Consider the following 18,597-nt stretch of genomic DNA (forward strand, 5'->3'; position numbering starts at 1 on the left):
TGCCCGGCGGCCGTCCCGCCGTCGACCCGCGGGCCCGTGAGGAGACCGCGGCGGTCTGGGGCGTACGCGAACTGCCGCACCGCTACGGCCGCGACACCGGCCGGATCATCGAGGCCGCCGCCACCGGCGAGCTGGGCGCCCTGCTCGTCGCGGGCGTCGAGGTCGCGGATCTGCCCGATCCGGCCGGCGCGCTGGCCGCACTGGACTCGGTCGGCTTCCTGGTCTCGCTGGAGCTGCGGCCCAGCGAGGTCACCGAGCGGGCGGACGTGGTCTTCCCGGTCGCCGCCGTCGCCGAGAAGCCGGGCACCTTCCTCAACTGGGAGGGCAGGGCGCGGACGTTCGAGGCCTCGCTCAAGCCCGAGCAGATGACACGGCGCCTCGCACCGAGCGACGCACGCGTGCTGCACATGCTCGCCGACGCGATGGACGCGCATCTCGCGCTGCCGGACCTGAAGGCCGTACGCGCGGAACTCGACCGGCTCGGCGGCTGGGACGGAGAGCGCGCCGACGAACCGCTGGAGTCGTCCCGTCCGGTGCCGCGCCACGGCGACGGCGAGGCGGTTCTCGCTGGCCACCGGCTCCTGCTCGACCAGGGCAAACTCCAGGAGGGCGACGAGGCGCTGGCGGGTACTCGCCATGCCGCGGTCGCCCGGCTCTCCGCCACGACGGCCGCCGAGACAGGCGTCAAGGACGGCGACGAACTGGCCGTCACCGGGCCCGCGGGCACGGTCACTCTGCCGCTGCTGGTGACGGAGATGCCCGACCGGGTCGTGTGGCTGCCGCTGAACTCCACGGGCGGCGGTGTTCTCGCGGACACCGGCACACGCCCCGGCACGCTGGTCCGTATCGGCCCGGCCAACCCGGCACCGGAGGTGCGCGCATGACCGCCCTCGCCCACTTCGCGACGGCTCCGCAGACGGTTCTCGCCGCCGAGGACCTGTCGATGTTCGGCCGCGATCCATGGTGGCTGGTGGCCGTCAAGGCCGTCTTCTGCTTCGCGTTCCTGATGGTGACCGTGCTCTTCTCCATCGTGTGGGAGCGCAAGGTCGTCGCCTGGATGCAGCTGCGGATCGGGCCCAACCGGCACGGTCCCTGGGGCATGCTCCAGTCGCTCGCCGACGGCATCAAGCTGATGCTCAAGGAAGATGTGATCGTCAAGCGCGCGGACAAGGTCGTCTATGTCCTCGCGCCGATCATCGCCGCGGTGCCGGCCTTCATGGCGATCGCCGTGATCCCGTTCGGCCCGGCCGGCAACGAGGTCTCGATCTTCGGCCAGCGCACCACGATGCAGCTCACCGATCTGCCGATCGCGATGCTCTACATCCTCGCCGTCGCCTCGGTCGGGATCTACGGCATCGTCCTCGCGGGCTGGTCGTCGGGCTCGACGTATCCGCTGCTCGGCGGTCTGCGCTCCTGCGCGCAGATGATCTCGTACGAGATCGCCATGGGCGCCGCGTTCGCCTCGGTCTTCCTCTACTCGGGCTCGATGTCGACCTCGGCGATCGTCGAGGCGCAGGCCGACCGCTGGTACATCATCCTGCTGCCGGTCTCCTTCATCATCTACATCGTCACGATGGTGGGCGAGACCAACCGCGCGCCCTTCGACATGCCGGAGTCCGAGGGCGACCTCGTCGGCGGCTTCAACACCGAGTACTCCTCCATCAAGTTCGCGATGTTCATGCTCGCCGAGTACGTCAACATGGTCACCGTCTCGGCCGTCGCGACGACGCTCTTCCTCGGCGGCTGGCGCGCACCGTGGCCGATCTCCACGTTCTGGGAGGGCGCGAACCACGGCTGGTGGCCGATGCTCTGGTTCGTCGTCAAGGTGCAGCTGCTGCTCTTCTTCTTCATCTGGCTGCGCGGCACACTGCCCCGCGTCCGCTACGACCAGCTCATGAAGCTCGGCTGGAAGGTCCTGATCCCGGTCTCGGTGGTCTGGCTGATGCTCGTCGCGACCGTACGCGCGCTGCGCAACGAGAACTACGACTTCCAGTCGATCCTGCTGTACGTCGGCGGAGCGGTCATCGCGCTGCTGCTGCTCTCCTTCGTCGTGGACATCTTCCGCGACAAGCAGGAGCGGGCCGCGGCGGCGAGCGAGCCCGAGCCGCCGGCCTTCGACCCGATGGCGGGCGGATTCCCCGTACCACCACTGCCAGGACAGACGCTGCCGCCCGTACCGCGCAGGCGGCCGAGGCGGGAGCGGGAGCTGATTGTCAGTGGTGGGGCCAATACTGTGAGTGACGGAACCGAGAGTGACGGAAAGGAGGCTGACGGTGTCTGATTCTTCGCACGGGGACATCCCCCGTCCTCCCCGGAATCCGGTGGCCGGCTTCGGCGTGACCTTCAAGGCCATGTTCAAGAAGCGGCTGACCGAGCAGTATCCGGAACAGCAGAAGGTGACGGCTCCGCGCTTCCACGGCCGGCACCAGCTCAACCGGCATCCGGACGGCCTGGAGAAGTGCATCGGCTGCGAGCTGTGCGCCTGGGCCTGCCCGGCGGACGCGATCTATGTGGAAGGCGCGGACAACACCGAGGAGGAGCGCTACTCCCCGGGCGAGCGGTACGGCCGCGTCTACCAGATCAACTACGCGCGCTGCATCCTCTGTGGTCTGTGCATCGAGGCGTGCCCGACCCGGGCGCTCACGATGACCAATGACTTCGAGCTGGCCGACAGCTCCCGCGAGAATCTGATCTATACGAAGGAGCAGCTCCTCGCGGGGCTCCAGGAGGGCATGGTCGAGACACCGCACTCGATCTTCCCCGGCACGGACGAGCAGGACTACTACCGCGGTCTGGTCACCGAGGCCGCGCCCGGCACGGTCCGGCAGGTCGCGGTGAGCAAGGGCGAGACTCCGTCCGGCGAGGGGGCCGGCGCATGAGCACGCTCGCCGCCTCCGTCAGCTCGCTGACGTCCGTCACCGCCGCGGCCTCCACCACCTCGACCGGGGAGGCCGTGCAGTTCTGGATCCTCGGCACCGTCGCGGTGATCGGCGCGCTCTGTACGATCCTGATGAAGAAGGCCGTGCACAGCGCGCTGAGTCTCGCCGCCACGATGATTGTCCTGGCGGTCTTCTATCTGGCCAACGGCGCGTATTTCCTGGGCGTCGTCCAGATCATCGTCTACACCGGCGCGATCATGATGCTGTTCCTCTTCGTGGTCATGCTGGTCGGTGTCACCGCCGCCGACTCCCTCAAGGAGACGCTCAAGGGCCAGCGTTGGCTGGCCGCTCTCTGTGGAGTCGGCTTCGGCGCGCTGCTGATCGCGGGCATCGGCAATGCCTCGCTGAACTCCTTCACGGGACTCGGCCAGGCCAACGCCGGCGGCAATGTCGAAGGACTGGCCGCGCTGCTCTTCACCAAGTACGTCTTCGCCTTCGAGATCACGGGCGCGCTGCTGATCACCGCGTCCGTCGGCGCGATGCTGCTGACGCACCGGGAGCGCACCGAACGGGCCAAGACACAGCGGGAGATGGCCGAGGAGCGGGTGCGCAAGGGCACACAGCTTCCGCCGCTGCCGGCGCCCGGTGTCTACGCCCGGCACAACGCGGTGGACATCGCCGGTCTGCTGCCGGACGGCACGGCCTCCGAGCTGACGGTCAACAAGACGCTGAAGGCCCGCGGCCAGATCCGCGATGTGTCGAACGAGGCGATCGCGGACCTGAAGGCGCTGGAGCGGCGCTCCGCGGAGCGGCTCGGCCGCGACGAGGAGGAGGTCAACTCATGAATCCGGTGTACTACCTCTATCTCGCCTCCCTCCTGTTCACCATCGGCGCCGCCGGTGTACTGATCCGGCGGAACGCGATCGTGGTCTTCATGTGTGTCGAGCTGATGCTCAACGCCTGCAATCTCGCGTTCGTGACCTTCTCCCGGATGCACGGCAATCTCGACGGCCAGATCATCGCCTTCTTCACCATGGTCGTCGCCGCCGCGGAGGTCGTGGTCGGACTGGCGATCATCGTGTCCGTGTTCCGTTCCCGCCACTCGGCCTCGGTCGACGACGCCAGTCTGATGAAGCTCTGAGGGGTCGCTGAATCGTGGAGAACTTGATCGCGCTGCTCATCGCGGCGCCTCTACTGGGAGCTGCGGTCCTCCTCTGCGGGGGCCGCCGGCTCGACCGTGTGGGCCACTGGCTCGGCACACTGCTGGCCGCGGCGTCGTTCGTGATCGGCGTGGTGCTGTTCAGCGACATGCTCGGCAGGAGCGGCGACGGACGCACGCTGCACCAGCATCTCTTCAGCTGGATTCCCGTCGAGAGCTTCCAGGCGGATGTCGCCTTCCAGCTCGACCAGTTGTCGATGACCTTCGTCCTGCTGATCACCGGTGTGGGCACGCTGATCCACATCTACTCGATCGGATACATGGAGCACGACGAGCGGCGGCGCCGCTTCTTCGGCTATCTGAATCTGTTCCTGGCGGCGATGCTCCTGCTGGTCCTCGCCGACAACTACCTCCTGCTGTACTTCGGCTGGGAGGGCGTCGGTCTCGCCTCGTATCTGCTCATCGGGTTCTGGCAGCACAAGCCCAGCGCGGCCACCGCTGCCAAGAAGGCCTTCCTGGTCAACCGCGTCGGTGACATGGGTCTGTCGATCGCGGTCATGCTGATGTTCACCACCTTCGGGACCTTCGCCTTCGGCCCGGTCCTCGGCTCCACCGGGGACGCCACCGAAGGGAAGATGACGGCGATCGGGCTGATGCTCCTGCTCGCCGCGTGCGGCAAGTCGGCCCAGGTGCCGCTCCAGTCCTGGCTCGGTGACGCCATGGAGGGCCCGACTCCGGTCTCGGCCCTGATCCACGCGGCGACGATGGTGACCGCGGGCGTGTATCTGATCGTCCGCTCCGGCGCCATCTTCAACGCCGCTCCGGACGCCCAGTTGGTGGTCGTGGTGGTCGGCGCGGTCACGCTCCTCTTCGGTGCGATCGTCGGTTGCGCGAAGGACGACATCAAGAAGGCCCTCGCGGGCTCGACGATGTCGCAGATCGGCTACATGATCCTGGCGGCGGGCCTCGGCCCGATCGGCTATGTCTTCGCGATCATGCACCTGGTGACGCACGGCTTCTTCAAGGCCGGGCTCTTCCTCGGCGCCGGTTCGGTCATGCACGGCATGAACGACGAGGTCGACATGCGGAAGTACGGCGGTCTGCGCAAGCACATGCCGGTCACCTTCGTCACCTTCGGTCTCGGCTATCTGGCGATCATCGGCTTCCCGGGTCTCTCCGGTTTCTTCTCCAAGGACCTGATCATCGAGGCGGCCTTCGCCAAGGGCGGTGCACAGGGCTGGATCCTCGGCTCCGTCACTCTGCTCGGCGCGGCGATCACCGCCTTCTACATGACCAGGGTGATGCTGCTGACCTTCTTCGGCGAGAAGCGCTGGCAGCCGGACGAGCACGGGCACGAGCCGCATCCGCACGAGTCGCCGAGGTCCATGACCATCCCGATGATCATCCTGGCCTTCGGCTCGGTCTTCGCGGGCGGCTTCTTCGCCATCGGCGACCGGTTCGTGCACTGGCTGGAGCCGGTCACCTCGTACCACCACGGAGAATCGCCGATCAGCGCGGCCACCGTCACCGGCGCCACCATGGTCGTCCTGGTGATCGGTGCAGCGCTGGCCTGGCTGATGTACGGACGCGGGCCGGTCCCGGTGACCGCGCCGCGCGGCTCGCTGCTCACCAGGGCCGCCCGCCGCGATCTGCTCCAGGACGACTTCAACCATGTGGTCCTGGTCCGCGGCGGCGAGCACCTCACCCGCTCCCTGGTCTATGTCGACCACACCCTGGTCGACGGAGTGGTCAACGGCACCGCGGCGTCGTTCGGCGGGCTCTCCGGCCGGCTGCGCAAGCTGCAGAACGGCTACGCCCGCACCTATGCGGTCTCGATGTTCGGAGGTACGGCAGTGCTCATCGCCGCGACCCTGCTGATGAGGGCGGTGTAACCGGAAATGTCGTTCCCTCTTCTGACGGCCACGGCGGTACTGCCCGCGGTCGGCGCGATCGCCACGGCGGCCGTCCCGGCCGCCCGGCGCACCGCCGCCAAGTGGCTGGCGCTGGTCTTCTCGCTCGCCACCATGGTGCTGGCCGCCCTGGTCGTGGTGCGCTTCGAGCCGGGCGGCGCCCGGTATCAGCTCACCGAGTCGCACGCCTGGATCTCCGACTTCGGCGTGCGGTACGAACTGGGCGTGGACGGTATCGGTGTGGCGCTCCTCGCGCTGACCGCGCTGCTGATCCCGTTTGTGATCCTGGCCGGCTGGCATGACGCCGATCCGCTGGAGGACGCCCGGCCGAACCGCCGCTGGCGGCCCACCCAGGGCTTCTTCGCGCTGATCCTGATGGTCGAGGCGATGGTGATCCTCTCCTTCGAGGCCACCGACGTCTTCCTCTTCTACATCCTCTTCGAAGCCATGCTCATCCCGATGTACTTCCTCATCGGCGGCTTCGGGGACCGGGCTCATGCGGGCGGGGACGAGGCGGCGGCGACGCAGCGCTCGTACGCGGCGGTCAAGTTCCTCCTCTACAACCTCGTCGGCGGCCTGATCATGCTGGCCGCGGTCATCGGGCTCTATGTCGTCGCCGGGACCTTCTCGCTCTCCGAGATCGCCGAGGCACGGGCCAACGGCTCGCTGTCGATCGCGACCAGCACCGAGCGCTGGCTCTTCCTCGGCTTCTTCTTCGCGTTCGCGGTGAAGGCGCCGCTGTGGCCGCTGCACACCTGGCTGCCCAACGCCATGGGCGAGTCCACCGCGCCCGTCGCCGTACTGATCACCGCGGTGGTCGACAAGGTCGGCACCTTCGCGATGCTGCGCTTCTGCCTCCAGCTCTTCCCGGAGGCGTCCAAGTGGGCCACTCCGGTGATCCTGGTGCTGGCGCTGATCAGCATCGTCTACGGAGCACTGCTCGCGGTCGGCCAGCGCGACATAAAGCGGCTGATCGCGTACGCGTCGATCTCGCACTTCGGCTTCATCATCATGGGCATCTTCGCGATGACCAGCCAGGGCCAGTCGGGCGCCACGCTCTACATGGTCAACCACGGGATCTCGACGGCCGCGCTGATGCTGGTGGCCGGCTTCCTGATCACCCGGCGCGGCTCGCGGCTCATCGCGGACTACGGCGGTGTGCAGAAGGTCGCACCGGTGCTCGCGGGCACCTTCCTGATCGGCGGTCTGGCCACGCTCTCGCTGCCGGGGCTCTCGCCGTTCGTCAGTGAGTTCCTGGTCCTGGTCGGCACCTTCAGCAGATATCCGGTGGTCGGCATCATCGCCACCATCGGCATCGTGCTCGCCGCGCTCTATGTCCTCGTGCTCTACCAGCGCACGATGACCGGACCGGTGAAGGCCGAGGTCAGGACCATGCCCGATCTGAGGGTCCGGGAGCTCGTGGTCGTCGCGCCGCTGATCGCGCTGCTCCTCTTCCTGGGTGTCTATCCCAAGCCGCTCACCGAGATCGTCAATCCGGCGGTGGAGCACACGTTGTCCGACGTACAGCAGACCGATCCCAAGCCCGAGGTGGAGGCCGCCCCGTGAGTGCGACAGCCGTCCACAGCCTGTGGACAACGACGGCGGCCGACGGGATCGACAAGATCCCGGCCCCGAACATCGAATACGCGCAGTTGGCACCGACCTTGATCGTGGCGGGCGCCGCCGTCCTCGGGATCCTGATCGAGGCGTTCCTTCCGCGCAAGGCGCGCTATCACGCGCAGCTCTTCCTCTCCGTGGTCGCCCTGGCCGCCGCCTTCGCGTCGGTGGTCGCCCTGGCGGCCGGCGGATACGGCACCTCGAAGAAGCACATCGCGGCGATGGGCGCCATCGCCATCGACGGCCCGACGCTCTTCCTCCAGGGCACGATCCTGCTGGCCTCGGTCGTCGCCGTGTTCACCTTCGCCGAGCGCCGGCTCGATCCGGAGTCGCACGGCAACCGGATCGACTCCTTCGCCGCGCAGGCCGCGGCCGTGCCCGGCAGCGAGAGCGAGAAGGCCGCGGTCAGGGCCGGGTTCACCACCACCGAGGTGTTCCCGCTGGCCCTGTTCGCCGTCGCGGGCATGCTGGTCTTCCCGGCGGCCAACGATCTGCTGACGCTCTTCATCGCGCTGGAAGTCTTCTCGCTGCCGCTCTATCTCCTCTGCGCCCTCGCCCGCCGCAAGCGGCTGATGTCGCAGGAGGCCGCGGTCAAGTACTTCCTGCTGGGCGCCTTCTCGTCGGCGTTCCTGCTCTTCGGGATCGCACTGCTCTACGGGTACGCGGGCTCCGTGTCGTACGCGCGGATCGCGGAGGTCGTCGACGGCACCGTCCAGAACGTCAGCCCGGCGCTCGCGGACACCATGGGCAATGACGCGCTGCTGCTCATCGGCGGCGCGCTGATCCTGATGGGACTGCTCTTCAAGGTCGGCGCGGTGCCGTTCCACATGTGGACGCCGGATGTCTACCAGGGCGCGCCCACGCCCGTCACCGGCTTCATGGCCGCGGCGACGAAGGTGGCGGCCTTCGGCGCGCTGCTGCGGCTGCTGTATGTCGTGCTGCCGGGGCTGCGCTGGGACTGGCGGCCGGTCATGTGGGCCGTCGTCATCGTCACCATGCTGGGTGGCGCGATCGTCGCGATCACCCAGACCGATATAAAGCGGCTGCTGGCGTACTCCTCGATCGCGCACGCGGGCTTCATCCTGGCCGGTGTGATCGCCGCGACGCCCGAGGGCATCTCGTCCGTCCTCTTCTACCTGGGGGCGTACTCCTTCGTCACGATCGGCGCGTTCGCGGTCGTCACACTCGTACGGGACGCGGGCGGCGAGGCGACGCATCTGTCCAAGTGGGCCGGGCTCGGGCGGCGTTCACCGCTGGTGGCGGCGGTCTTCGCGGTCTTTCTGCTCGCCTTCGCCGGTATCCCGCTGACCTCGGGCTTCTCCGGGAAATTCGCGGTGTTCAAGGCGGCGGCCGACGGAGGCGCGGGCGCGCTGGTGGTGGTCGGTGTGATCGCCTCGGCGATCGCGGCGTTCTTCTACATCCGGGTGATCGTGCTGATGTTCTTCAGCGAGCCGAGGCCCGAGGGCCCGACGGTCGCGGTGCCCTCGGCGCTGACGACGATGGCGATCGGCATCGGTGTCGTCGTCACGCTGGTGCTGGGTGTGGCGCCGCAGTACTTCCTGGATCTGGCGAGCCAGGCCGGAGGCTTTGTGCGCTAGGTCCTGTCCGGCCGGACAGGACCTAGGGACGCCGGAGCGCGGGGCGCGCATCCCGCGTGGCCCGTGCGTCCCGGCCTCTCTCCGGCATACCCATAGACCCGGCGTACCCGTAGACGTATATACGACAGGTCCCGGCATCTCATCGAGGTGCCGGGCCCTGTGCGTCGGGCATCGTCCGTGGCTCATCCGGAGACGATCCGGCCCGTCACCTCGCCGAGCCCGACGCGGGTGCCGTCGGGGCCCGGAGCCCAGGCCGTCAGGGTGACCTCGTCGCCGTCCTCAAGGAACGTCCGCTTGCCGTCGGGCAGTTCGAGCGGCTCGGTGCCGTTCCAGGTGAGTTCGAGGAGGGAGCCGCGCTCCTCGCGGGCCGGACCGCTGACCGTACCTGACGCGAAGAGGTCGCCCGTACGGAGCGAGGCGCCGTTGACCGTCAGATGGGCCAACTGCTGGGCCGCCGTCCAGTACATCGCCGAGAACGGCGGCTCGGAGATCACCTGGCCGTTCAGGGACACCGTGATCCGCAGATCGAAGCCGCCCGGCTCCTCGTCGTCCGCGTCGTCCAGATACGGGAGCAGCGCGTCGGTGCGGGCCGGAGGCGCAACCCGGGCCGCGTCCAGGGCCTCCAGCGGAGTCACCCAGGCCGAGACGGAGGTGGCGAAGGACTTCCCGAGGAACGGGCCGAGCGGTACGTACTCCCACGCCTGGATGTCCCGCGCCGACCAGTCGTTGAGGAGGGAGAGCCCGAAGACATGGTCGCGGAAGGAGGCCGACTCCACCGCCGTGCCCTGTGGCGAGGGCGTACCGACGACAAAGCCGACCTCCGCCTCGATGTCGAGCTTGCCGGAGGGCCCGAAGACGGGTGCCGGATCGGAGGGCGCCTTGCGCTGGCCCGACGGCCGCACCACATCCGTACCGGATACGACGATCGTGCCGGCCCGGCCGTGGTAACCGATCGGAAGATGCTTCCAGTTGGGCGTCAGCGCGGCGCCGTCGGGCCGGAAGATCCGGCCCACATTGGTGGCGTGGTGCTCGCTCGCGTAGAAGTCGACATAGTCCGCGACCTTGTACGGCAGATGCAGGGTGACGGCGGTGAGCGGGTGGAGCAGAGGCTCTATGTCCGCCCGGTGCGCGGGGACGGTGACCCATGCGGTCAGGGCCCGCCGTACATCGCGCCAGGCCGTGCGTCCGGCGGCCATCAGCGGGTTGAGGCTCGGCCGGTCGAGCAGCGCCGCGTACGGGGAGCCCAGGGCGTTCGCCGCGGCTCCCGCGTCGAGCACCTGATCGCCGATACGGACGCCCAGCCGACGGCGGTCGGGCTCGTCGGCCGTGGAGAAGACTCCGTACGGGAGGTTGTGCGGGCCGAAGGGGTCGCCCTCGGCCGGTACGAGCGGGCTCTGCTCGGGCATGGGTGCTGCCTCGCTTTCCGGATCGATGCAGGACACGTTACGTCGACGTTGCCCCGCCACGGCACTGGCGAAAAGCCCGCTTCGACCGAAAAGTGCAGGGTGTGCCCGGCGGCCCGGTGACCGTACCGGCGGTAGCCCCGAACCGGCAGCCGGTCCGCGGTCCGCGGGGCCTGTCGTGCGCATCGGCTCGGGTGCGCGTCGCCAGATGGCGGCTGCTCCGTGTTCGCCCGTGTGTCGGTCACCGTTCCGGATAAAACGACCGCTCCCGGTCGTATGACTGATCCCGAACATACCGGCGGTGCCGGGAAGGCGCCCATGGTGATCGAAAGGCGACCGGATACGCTGACTTGAGTGATGACAGCGACACATCGACAATCCGTGTGATCGTCAGCAGACAGGAGTACTTCTCGTGACCGTCGTCGGGCCGTTCGGGCTGAGCGTGCGGGACCAGGCTCTTGAGGCCGATGTCCAGACCGGACTGGCGGCTGTCGAGGCGGGGCTGCTCGAAGCCACCAAGAGCGAGGTGCCCTTCATCACGGAGGCAGCTCAGCATCTGGTCCGGGCCGGCGGCAAACGGTTCAGGCCGCTGCTGGTGATGCTCGCGGCCCAGTTCGGTGATCCGTACGCGCCCGGGGTCGTGCCCGCGGCCGTGGTTGTCGAGCTGACGCATCTCGCGACGCTCTACCACGACGACGTGATGGACGTGGCGGAGGTCCGCCGCGGTGTGGACAGCGCCAATGCCCGCTGGGGCAATTCGGTCGCCGTCCTCACGGGTGACTTTCTCTTCGCGCGCGCCTCGCACATCCTGGCGGATCTGGGCCCCGAGGCCGTCCGTGTCCAGGCGGAGGCGTTCGAACGGCTGGTGACGGGCCAGATCCTGGAGACGGCGGGACCGCGCGACGGACGCGATCCGGTCGACCACTATCTCGATGTCATCGGTGGCAAGACGGGCTCCCTGATCGCCGTCTCCGGCCGGTTCGGCGCGATGATGTCCGGCGTGGACGAGACCGTTGTCGACATCCTGACCCAGTACGGCGAGCGGCTCGGCGTCGCCTTCCAGCTCGCCGACGACGTCCTCGACATCGCCAGCGACTCGCACGAGTCGGGCAAGACACCCGGTACGGATCTGCGCGAGGGCATTCCGACGCTGCCGGTGCTGCTGCTGCGCGCGCAGGCCGAGGCACACGGACTCCCGGAGGATCTGGCGCTGGTCGAGCTGCTGGACGGCGATCTGGCGGACGACGCGCGGCACGCGGAGGCGCTGCGCCGGCTGCGTGTCCATCCGGCGCTGGAGCAGGCGCGGCGCGACACCGTGCGATACGCGGAGGAGGCGCGCGCCACGCTGACGCCGCTGCCGGAGTGCTACGCGAAGTCGGCGCTGGTGGAGCTCTGCGACGCGGTGGTCCACCGCGCGGGCTGACGGCTTCCGCCGCCGCTTCGCCGCGCTCCGGCCGGCCTTCTTCGCGGCCGTCCCTCGGATGGGCTGACGGCCCGTCATCACTCATGTGGTGGCGGTGACCGCCGTGTCAGGGCGTCCCCTACTGGGCAGGGGAGGCATCTCGTCCGAATGTCATCCCAGAGCAGTACGGGAAGTTGCACCCGGGGTCTGACGCTTACGCCGGGCCGATTTGGTCAGATGGACAACACCACTCCTGACCAATTCGGGTGAGAATGGCGGCGCGGAGTGGACACGTGCAGAGGACGGAAGGCCGCCGACCACGGAGGTAGGGCACACATGGCACCGAACGACAGCGCACAGACCACCGAGGAGGGCAGGGAGCCGCGCGCGGGCCGTCGTATGGCGACGCGTTACGCGGTCCCTGTCGCGGTGGCGGGAGTGGCTGCGGCGACCATCGGGCTCGTCCCGGCACTGGCCGCGACCGGAGATCCCGAACTGCCGAAGATCAGCGCGCAGGAGCTCATCGAGAAGATCGCCGCGTCGGACACCGAGCAGCTCTCGGGCTCGGTGAAGATCACCACGGATCTGGGGCTTCCCTCGCTGGGCGGCCTCGGAGGAGCGGCGGGCAGCGCGCTCGTCCCCAAGGGCGGCGCGGGCGCGAGCGGTTCCACCGCGGATCCGAACGCCAAGCTGATGGAGCTGACCACCGGCACGCACACGCTGCGCGTCGCGACGGACGGTCCCGACAAGCAGAAGGTCTCGATCCAGGACGACGCCGCCGAGTACAGCCTGATCCACAACGGCGACGAGGTCTGGGCGTACGACAGCGCCTCCAACGAGGCGTACCACGCGGCCTCGCCGAAGGACGGCGAGCACGGTCAGAAGGGTGCGAAGGGTGAGCACCAGCGGATCGAGAAGGGCGCCGGGGCCGAAGGCGCGCCGGCCACGCCTCAGGACTTCGCCAAGGAGGCGCTGAAGGCCTCGGCCGACACCACCTCGGTGACGGTCGACGGCACGGCCCGGATCGCCGGGCGTGACGCCTACCAGCTCCTCGTCAAGCCCAAGCAGTCCGGTTCGACGGTCGGCTCGATCAAGATCGCGGTCGACGCGGAGACCGGCACTCCGCTCAAGTTCACGCTCACGCCGAGCAGCGGTGGCAAGGCCGTGATCGACATCGGCTTCACCAAGGTCGACTTCGCCAAGCCCGCCGCCTCGACCTTCGACTTCACGCCTCCCAAGGGCACGAAGGTGACACAGGCCGAGGACCACAAGGCGCCGGAGGTCCCGAAGGCGGACGCGGGTGCCTTCGCGGAGTCCGGTGGCCAGAAGGTCATCGGCAAGGGCTGGAACGCCGTCTACGAGCTGGCGACTCCGGAGGGCACGGATGTGCCGTCGGCGACGTCGGGTGACCTGCCGGCCGAGGCGCAGTCGTTCCTCGACGCGCTGGGCGACAAGGCCACGGGCGCGTTCGGCTCGGGCACCGTCTACAAGACCCGTCTCGTCAATGCTCTGCTGACGGACGACGGAAAGGTCTACGTCGGTGCCGTGACGAAGGACGTGCTGGTCAAGGCCGCCAACGAGGCCAAGTGACCCGCTAGCCGACCGCCCCGTCGCATGTCATGTGCGGCGGGGCGGAACGCTGACCGGGGCCGGTCCGTTCTCGAAAGGGTGCCCGACGAGAGCGAGAACGGGGGAGTGGGATGACAGCCGTCACCGCAGCAGTGCCCGGCGGGCCGGGCGAGCCGGGTGCGCCCGGCGGTCCCGGCGTGTCCCATGTGATCGAGACACGCGGGCTCACCAAGCGCTTCCGCGGCGGGCAGCTCGCCGTCGACCGTCTCGATCTGACCGTCCCCGCAGGCAGCGTCTTCGGCTTCCTCGGTCCCAATGGATCGGGCAAGACCACCACCATCCGGATGCTGATGGGGCTGATCCAGCCGACGGCCGGCTCGGCCACGCTTCTCGGCCGCCCTGTGCCGCGCGCGGCCCGCGCCGTACTGCCGCAGGTGGGCGCGCTGATCGAGGGGCCCGCGCTGTACGGCTATCTGACCGGCCGCGACAATCTCGTACGGTACGACTCGGCGGATCCGACGGCCGATCCCCGCACCCGCCGCGCCCGGGTGGCCGACGCCCTGGACCGGGTCGGGCTGACCGCCGCCGCGGGCAAGAAGGCCAAGGCGTACTCCCTCGGGATGAAGCAGCGGCTCGGGCTCGCCGCCGCCCTTCTGCAACCACGTCGGCTGCTGGTGCTCGACGAGCCCACGAACGGGCTCGATCCGCAGGGCATGCGGGAGATCAGGGCCCTGGTGCGGGAGCTGGCGGCCGATGGCACGACCGTCTTCCTCTCCTCGCATCTCCTCGATGAGATCGAGCAGGTGTGCACGCATGCCGCCGTGATGGCCCAGGGACGGCTGATCACCCAGGGGACGGTCGCCGAGCTGGCGGCCGGGACCCGGGGCAGGCTGGCCGTCACCACACCCGACCAGGGCGAGGCCGCCCGGGTGCTGAAGGGCCTCGGAGTGGTCGAGGTGACCGTGACGGACGACCGGGTGAGCGGGGAGCTGCCCACGGGCGAGGGCGAGCCGGTGGATCCGGCGGATGTGAATGCCGCGCTCGTACGGGCCGGGGTGCGGGTGCGTGCCTTCGGTATCGAGCGTGTCTCGCTGGAGGACGCCTTTGTGGCGCTGACCGGGGAGGGCTTCGATGTCGCGGGCTGAGGTCGAGGCGTTGGCCGTGGTGGGCGGGCCGCCGGACGAGGCCGGGGTGCGTGGGCCCAGGCTGTGGTGGACGCTCGGGCTGTTCGGCTCCGAGCTGACCACCACCTTCCGGCGCTGGCGCACGCTCGCGCTGCTGGGTGTGCTGGCGGCCGTTCCCGTTCTCATCGGTATCGCCGTGAAGATCCAGACGGGCGACGGCGGAGGCGTGGGCGGCGGCCCGCAGGGCGGCCCGGCCTTTCTCACTCAGATCACCAACAACGGGCTCTTCCTGGTCTTCGCCGCGCTCGCCGCCACTCTGCCGGTCTTTCTGCCGATGGCGGTCGGAGTCATAGCGGGCGACGCGATCGCGGGCGAGGCCCATGGCGGCACGCTGCGCTATCTCCTGGTCGCGCCGGCCGGCCGGACCCGGTTGCTGCTCGCCAAATACGCCTCCACGATGGCCTTCTGTCTGGTCGCCACACTGGTCGTGGCCGCCTCGGCACTCGCCGTAGGCGCGCTGCTCTTCCCGCTGGGCGAGGTCACCACGATCTCGGGCACCCGTATCTCCTTCGGGGACGGTCTGATACGGGCCCTGCTGATCGCCGTGATCGTGGCCGCCTCGCTGATCGGACTCGCGGCGCTGGGCCTGTTCCTCTCCACCCTGACCAACAGCGGGATCGCGGCGATGGCGGCGACCGTGGGGCTGCTGATCACGGTGCAGATCCTGGACACCATCCCGCAGTTGCACGCGATACAGCCGTATCTCTTCCCGCACTACTGGCTGTCGTTCGCGGATCTGCTGCGCGAGCCGGTCTACTGGGACGAGATCGTCAAGAACCTCGGTCTCCAGGCGTTGTACGCGGCCGTGTTCGGCTCTGCGGCCTGGGCGCGGTTCACGGCGAAGGACATCACGGCCTGAGCCGTACATGGCGCTGACGGTCGGCTGTCCGCTGTCCGCCTGGGCACGGTGGCAGATGTGCCCAGGCGGACAGAGACGGTGCCGACGTGCGTCAGAGGGTGCCAGTCGGCATCAGAAAGCGGCAGCAGGCGTCAGAAGGTGAGCCGCCAGCTGTCGATGTAACCCGTGTCCTGTGCCGCGACGTCCTGGACGCGCAGCCTCCAGAGCCCGCTGGCGACCTCCGTCGACGCGTTCACCGTGTAGGTGGCGATCACATTGTCCGCCGAGTCGCTGCTGCTGGAGTTCTTCAGCCGGTAGGCCGTGCCGCTCGGGCCGATCAGATCGATGACCACATCGCCGCGCCAGGTGTGCTTGATGTCCACGCCCACCCGCAGTGTCGGAGGAGCGTTGCCCGTGATGCCCGTGACGTTCAGCGAGGAGGTGATGGCGGCGCCGTTGTCCGGGATGGCGACATCCGTAAGGGTCTCGAAGACCGTACCGGCGGGCGGCGGGACGGTGGCGGCCGACAGCGTCCAGACCGCGTAGGCGACGGCGTCGCTGTTGCGGTCGAGCGCGGTGTCGTTGATGTTCGCCGTAGTGTCGCAGGAGGAGTGGTAGCAGCGGTCGAAGGCCTGCCCGGAGGTGCCGCCCCACTTCTGTGCCTGCGCCGCGGTCTTGATGTAGTCGGCGCCGCTGAAGAGCCCGCCGACCGGGATGCCCACATTCTTGAACGGAGCGTGGTCGGAGCGGCCGTCGCCCTCGGTCTCGATCTCGGTCGGGATACCGAGGCCCGCGTAGTAGTCCTTGAAGGTCTGCTCGATCGTCGGATCGTCGTCGTAGACGAAGTATCCGGGGTTCGGGGAGCCGATCATGTCGAAGTTCAGATAGCCGCTGATCTTCGCGCGGTCGGCGGTCGGCAGGTTGGTGACGTAGTACCTGGACCCGACCAGACCCAGCTCCTCGGCGCCCCACCAGGCGAAGCGGAGGTGCTTGTCCGGCCGGAGCTGGGCGCGGGAGACGGCGAGCGCGGTCTCCAGAATGGCCGAGGAGCCCGAACCGTTGTCGTTCATACCGGCGCCCGCGGTGACCGAGTCGAGGTGCGAGCCGGACATGATGACCTGGTTCGGATCACCGCCCGGCCAGTCGGCTATCAGGTTGTAGCCGGTGGCACCGCTGGAGGTGAACTGCTGGACGGTGGTGGTGAATCCGGCCGCGTCCAGCTTGCCCTTCACATAGTTGACGGAGGCCAGATAGCCGGCGCGTCCGTGGGCGCGGTTGCCGCCGTTGGCGGCGGCGATCGACGAGAGCTGGGAGAGATGCGCCTTGACGTTGGCGAGCGGGATGTCCGGGGCCGCGAGGACGGCCGCCGGCGCGGACTGCACGGGTCTGAGCGAGGCGGCGGGGGCCGCGGTCGCACTTGGCGCGGTGGCGGCGACCAGCCCGGCGAGAGCCAGCCCGACGGGCAGGGCGACTCTGGCGGATATCGCGGGAATGGCGCGTATGGCCGGTATTCGGCGCACTCCGGGAACGGAGAGTTTCATGTGGGGGCTCCGGATTCCGTACGGGGACAAGGACGGAACGTGCAAGACGCCCCACGGCGACTGCGACGAGGGGCGTTGGAGCTATTGGTGCGCTGTGCGTGCTGAATGGTGAGTGAGAGCTTGACTTACCGTCAAGAGAGCAAATCGGTCATGGGTGTTCGCTGAGCGGACCACGGCCCTCCGTTGACCAGGCGAATGACCTCAGGGGCCTGGTGGATGACCTCAGGGAACCTGGTGGATGTAGAGAGCGCCGCAAGCATGGCAGAGCGGCCGGCCGGCGGGCGTGCCCCATGCGTCCGTCGACTGCGTGAGGGCGTCCTCGTCCAGATCCCGTCCGCACAGCGCGGCCGACTCGTCCACCCGTGTGATGTGCCATACCTCCAGTCGGGGGTACCGGTCGCGGGGCGACGAGTCGTCCGCGTACTCCGCGCGCATTTCGTACTGCATGCCTGTCTCCTGACCGGTGTGACGACCCTGGGCACCGGTCCGGCGGCGGTGCGTGGGGCGGGAGGAAGAGAACCAGCAATGTCCGCGCCAACGTGTGCCCGCACGCCGTCGTCGCACGAATGGCCGTCGATGAATCGATTCTGCGGTCAGCCGTTCGGAGGTGTGGCCGTGCCTTGACCGCGCCGCGCGCGATGACCACCGTGCGGGTGAAGTGCGTCACAGGCGCGTTACGCCGGAATCGAACCGCCTCTGCCGAGCCCGCGGTTGGGTCATGGGCGGTGTCCGGTTCCTGTCGGATCAAGTGAGCCGTGTGACCGGACGCGACCGCGACCGGCCGTCCTCAGGGCGATATCGATACAGGTGAGTGATTAGGCCGATGGTAATTCTCGCGCGCTCCGGCGCGTGATCGGCGACGGTATGGTCATGTGCTGGTGGGTCACTCTATTGCCGGGCAACTGTCAGAAGGTGTTCGTTCGTTTACTGCGTATGACGTCACCGAATTCGCATTCTTGGCCCATTAGTTGGAGCTTGGGCGCTGCCGCCGTCGGCGTGGCCGGATCCCCGGCGAACGCGGAGCGGGGCGGTGACGCGGGACCGCCGGTCCGTGGCGCCCGCCTGGTGGAACCGGACCAGTGCGCTGATCTGCTGGACGAGTTCATGCGTGTCATGGACCGTATCGAGGACGGATTCCACCGCCATATCGGTATGTCGGCGCCCCGGGCCGCCGCTCTCGGTTCCGACGGCGGGCCGGGACAGGTGTGCCATGCATGATCACGCTGATTTCCATGATCCGCACTACATTCGGTTCGCCGAGGCCAGGGAGCCCTATGGAACGGACTTGTCGGAGGGGAACGGTTCTCCGCAGGAGTCCGTCGGCTATCCGGATCCCGGCGTTTATATGGAATCCGGAGGATATCCGGACCGCCCCGACGCCTATCCGGAGTCCGGCTCTTATCAAGAGCCCGGTTTTGATCCGGTGCTGGACACGGTCAGTCTGGAGGAGGGACTCGCCCAGCTCCTGCGCGCGTCGGCCGCGGACGGCGCGCCTGC

Annotated in this window: 17 protein-coding genes; 14 read left to right on the plus strand and 3 right to left on the minus strand. The window is 68.7% G+C overall.

Annotated elements, in window-relative coordinates; translation table 11 throughout:
• The 8 genes from GA0115259_RS04350 to nuoN all read left to right on the plus strand — a co-directional run.
• Positions 1-884 (plus strand): molybdopterin dinucleotide binding domain-containing protein (locus GA0115259_RS04350; RefSeq protein ID WP_161230281.1); only part of this gene is annotated, 884 nt, incomplete at its 5' end.
• The gene (nuoH, locus tag GA0115259_RS04355) at positions 881-2,281 is read left to right on the plus strand and encodes an NADH-quinone oxidoreductase subunit NuoH (protein WP_093591059.1); all 1,401 of its coding nucleotides are present in this window, start codon (positions 881-883) and stop codon (positions 2,279-2,281) included. The genes GA0115259_RS04350 and nuoH, both read left to right, overlap by 4 nt.
• On the plus strand, positions 2,274-2,879 hold the full coding sequence (gene nuoI / locus GA0115259_RS04360; protein WP_176732428.1) for an NADH-quinone oxidoreductase subunit NuoI: 606 nt from the start codon (positions 2,274-2,276) through the stop codon (positions 2,877-2,879). Before nuoH ends, nuoI begins: the two co-directional genes overlap by 8 nt.
• A complete protein-coding gene (locus GA0115259_RS04365; protein WP_093591062.1) occupies positions 2,876-3,724 on the plus strand; it encodes an NADH-quinone oxidoreductase subunit J in 849 nt (282 codons plus the stop codon). The genes nuoI and GA0115259_RS04365 overlap by 4 nt, the downstream gene beginning before the upstream one ends.
• Positions 3,721-4,020, plus strand: a complete 300-nt coding sequence (gene nuoK / locus GA0115259_RS04370; protein WP_066948562.1) for an NADH-quinone oxidoreductase subunit NuoK — start codon at positions 3,721-3,723, stop codon at positions 4,018-4,020. The genes GA0115259_RS04365 and nuoK overlap by 4 nt, the downstream gene beginning before the upstream one ends.
• Before the next feature lie 14 nt (positions 4,021-4,034).
• On the plus strand, positions 4,035-5,930 hold the full coding sequence (gene nuoL / locus GA0115259_RS04375; RefSeq protein WP_093591065.1) for an NADH-quinone oxidoreductase subunit L: 1,896 nt from the start codon (positions 4,035-4,037) through the stop codon (positions 5,928-5,930).
• A gap of 6 nt (positions 5,931-5,936) precedes the next feature.
• On the plus strand, positions 5,937-7,514 hold the full coding sequence (locus tag GA0115259_RS04380; RefSeq protein WP_093591070.1) for an NADH-quinone oxidoreductase subunit M: 1,578 nt from the start codon (positions 5,937-5,939) through the stop codon (positions 7,512-7,514).
• Entirely contained in the window at positions 7,511-9,163 is a 1,653-nt protein-coding gene (nuoN, locus tag GA0115259_RS04385) for an NADH-quinone oxidoreductase subunit NuoN (RefSeq protein ID WP_093591073.1), read from the plus strand. Before GA0115259_RS04380 ends, nuoN begins: the two co-directional genes overlap by 4 nt.
• A 182-nt stretch (positions 9,164-9,345) precedes the next feature.
• Here nuoN and fahA read toward each other — a convergent pair whose 3' ends face one another.
• The gene (gene fahA / locus GA0115259_RS04390) at positions 9,346-10,569 is read right to left on the minus strand and encodes a fumarylacetoacetase (RefSeq protein WP_093591076.1); all 1,224 of its coding nucleotides are present in this window, start codon (positions 10,567-10,569) and stop codon (positions 9,346-9,348) included.
• 409 nt (positions 10,570-10,978) lie between these two features.
• Between fahA and GA0115259_RS04395 the strand changes: the two genes are divergently transcribed.
• The 4 genes from GA0115259_RS04395 (at position 10,979) to GA0115259_RS04410 (ending at position 15,580) form a co-directional block, all read left to right on the plus strand.
• Positions 10,979-11,989, plus strand: a complete 1,011-nt coding sequence (locus tag GA0115259_RS04395; protein ID WP_093591079.1) for a polyprenyl synthetase family protein — start codon at positions 10,979-10,981, stop codon at positions 11,987-11,989.
• Positions 11,990-12,304: 315 nt separating this feature from the next.
• Positions 12,305-13,558, plus strand: a complete 1,254-nt coding sequence (locus GA0115259_RS04400; RefSeq protein WP_093591082.1) for a LolA family protein — start codon at positions 12,305-12,307, stop codon at positions 13,556-13,558.
• Positions 13,559-13,668: 110 nt separating this feature from the next.
• Positions 13,669-14,682, plus strand: coding sequence for an ABC transporter ATP-binding protein (locus tag GA0115259_RS04405; protein WP_093591085.1), 1,014 nt, complete (start codon positions 13,669-13,671; stop codon positions 14,680-14,682).
• On the plus strand, positions 14,669-15,580 hold the full coding sequence (locus GA0115259_RS04410) for an ABC transporter permease (protein WP_093591088.1): 912 nt from the start codon (positions 14,669-14,671) through the stop codon (positions 15,578-15,580). The genes GA0115259_RS04405 and GA0115259_RS04410 overlap by 14 nt, the downstream gene beginning before the upstream one ends.
• A gap of 131 nt (positions 15,581-15,711) precedes the next feature.
• Here the strand turns inward: GA0115259_RS04410 and GA0115259_RS04415 are convergent, their stop codons facing one another.
• Together GA0115259_RS04415 and GA0115259_RS04420 are read right to left on the minus strand one after the other, a co-directional pair.
• Positions 15,712-17,100: a M28 family peptidase gene (locus GA0115259_RS04415; protein ID WP_093591091.1), complete on the minus strand. Its 1,389-nt coding sequence runs from the start codon at positions 17,098-17,100 to the stop codon at positions 15,712-15,714.
• 222 nt (positions 17,101-17,322) lie between these two features.
• Positions 17,323-17,547, minus strand: coding sequence for a hypothetical protein (locus GA0115259_RS04420; RefSeq protein ID WP_093591094.1), 225 nt, complete (start codon positions 17,545-17,547; stop codon positions 17,323-17,325).
• A 528-nt stretch (positions 17,548-18,075) separates the two neighbouring features.
• Between GA0115259_RS04420 and GA0115259_RS04425 the strand changes: the two genes are divergently transcribed.
• Positions 18,076-18,318, plus strand: a complete 243-nt coding sequence (locus GA0115259_RS04425; protein WP_141716447.1) for a hypothetical protein — start codon at positions 18,076-18,078, stop codon at positions 18,316-18,318.
• A gap of 67 nt (positions 18,319-18,385) precedes the next feature.
• A partial coding sequence (locus GA0115259_RS04430) for a hypothetical protein (protein ID WP_218104198.1) occupies positions 18,386-18,597 on the plus strand: 212 nt, incomplete at its 3' end.

The sequence above is a fragment of the Streptomyces sp. MnatMP-M17 genome (genome assembly GCF_900091995.1).
GTDB lineage: Bacteria > Actinomycetota > Actinomycetes > Streptomycetales > Streptomycetaceae > Streptomyces.

Excerpts from the sequence above, each read along its gene's own strand:
- nuoH (WP_093591059.1), top strand. The coding sequence starts at position 881 with ATGACCGCCCTCGCCCACTTCGCGACGGCTCCGCAGACGGTTCTCGCC.
- GA0115259_RS04365 (WP_093591062.1), top strand. The coding sequence starts at position 2,876 with ATGAGCACGCTCGCCGCCTCCGTCAGCTCGCTGACGTCCGTCACCGCC.
- nuoK (WP_066948562.1), top strand. The coding sequence starts at position 3,721 with ATGAATCCGGTGTACTACCTCTATCTCGCCTCCCTCCTGTTCACCATC.
- GA0115259_RS04380 (WP_093591070.1), top strand. The coding sequence starts at position 5,937 with ATGTCGTTCCCTCTTCTGACGGCCACGGCGGTACTGCCCGCGGTCGGC.
- fahA (WP_093591076.1), bottom strand. The coding sequence starts at position 10,569 with ATGCCCGAGCAGAGCCCGCTCGTACCGGCCGAGGGCGACCCCTTCGGC.
- GA0115259_RS04400 (WP_093591082.1), top strand. The coding sequence starts at position 12,305 with ATGGCACCGAACGACAGCGCACAGACCACCGAGGAGGGCAGGGAGCCG.
- GA0115259_RS04405 (WP_093591085.1), top strand. The coding sequence starts at position 13,669 with ATGACAGCCGTCACCGCAGCAGTGCCCGGCGGGCCGGGCGAGCCGGGT.
- GA0115259_RS04410 (WP_093591088.1), top strand. The coding sequence starts at position 14,669 with ATGTCGCGGGCTGAGGTCGAGGCGTTGGCCGTGGTGGGCGGGCCGCCG.
- GA0115259_RS04415 (WP_093591091.1), bottom strand. The coding sequence starts at position 17,100 with ATGAAACTCTCCGTTCCCGGAGTGCGCCGAATACCGGCCATACGCGCC.
- GA0115259_RS04420 (WP_093591094.1), bottom strand. The coding sequence starts at position 17,547 with ATGCAGTACGAAATGCGCGCGGAGTACGCGGACGACTCGTCGCCCCGC.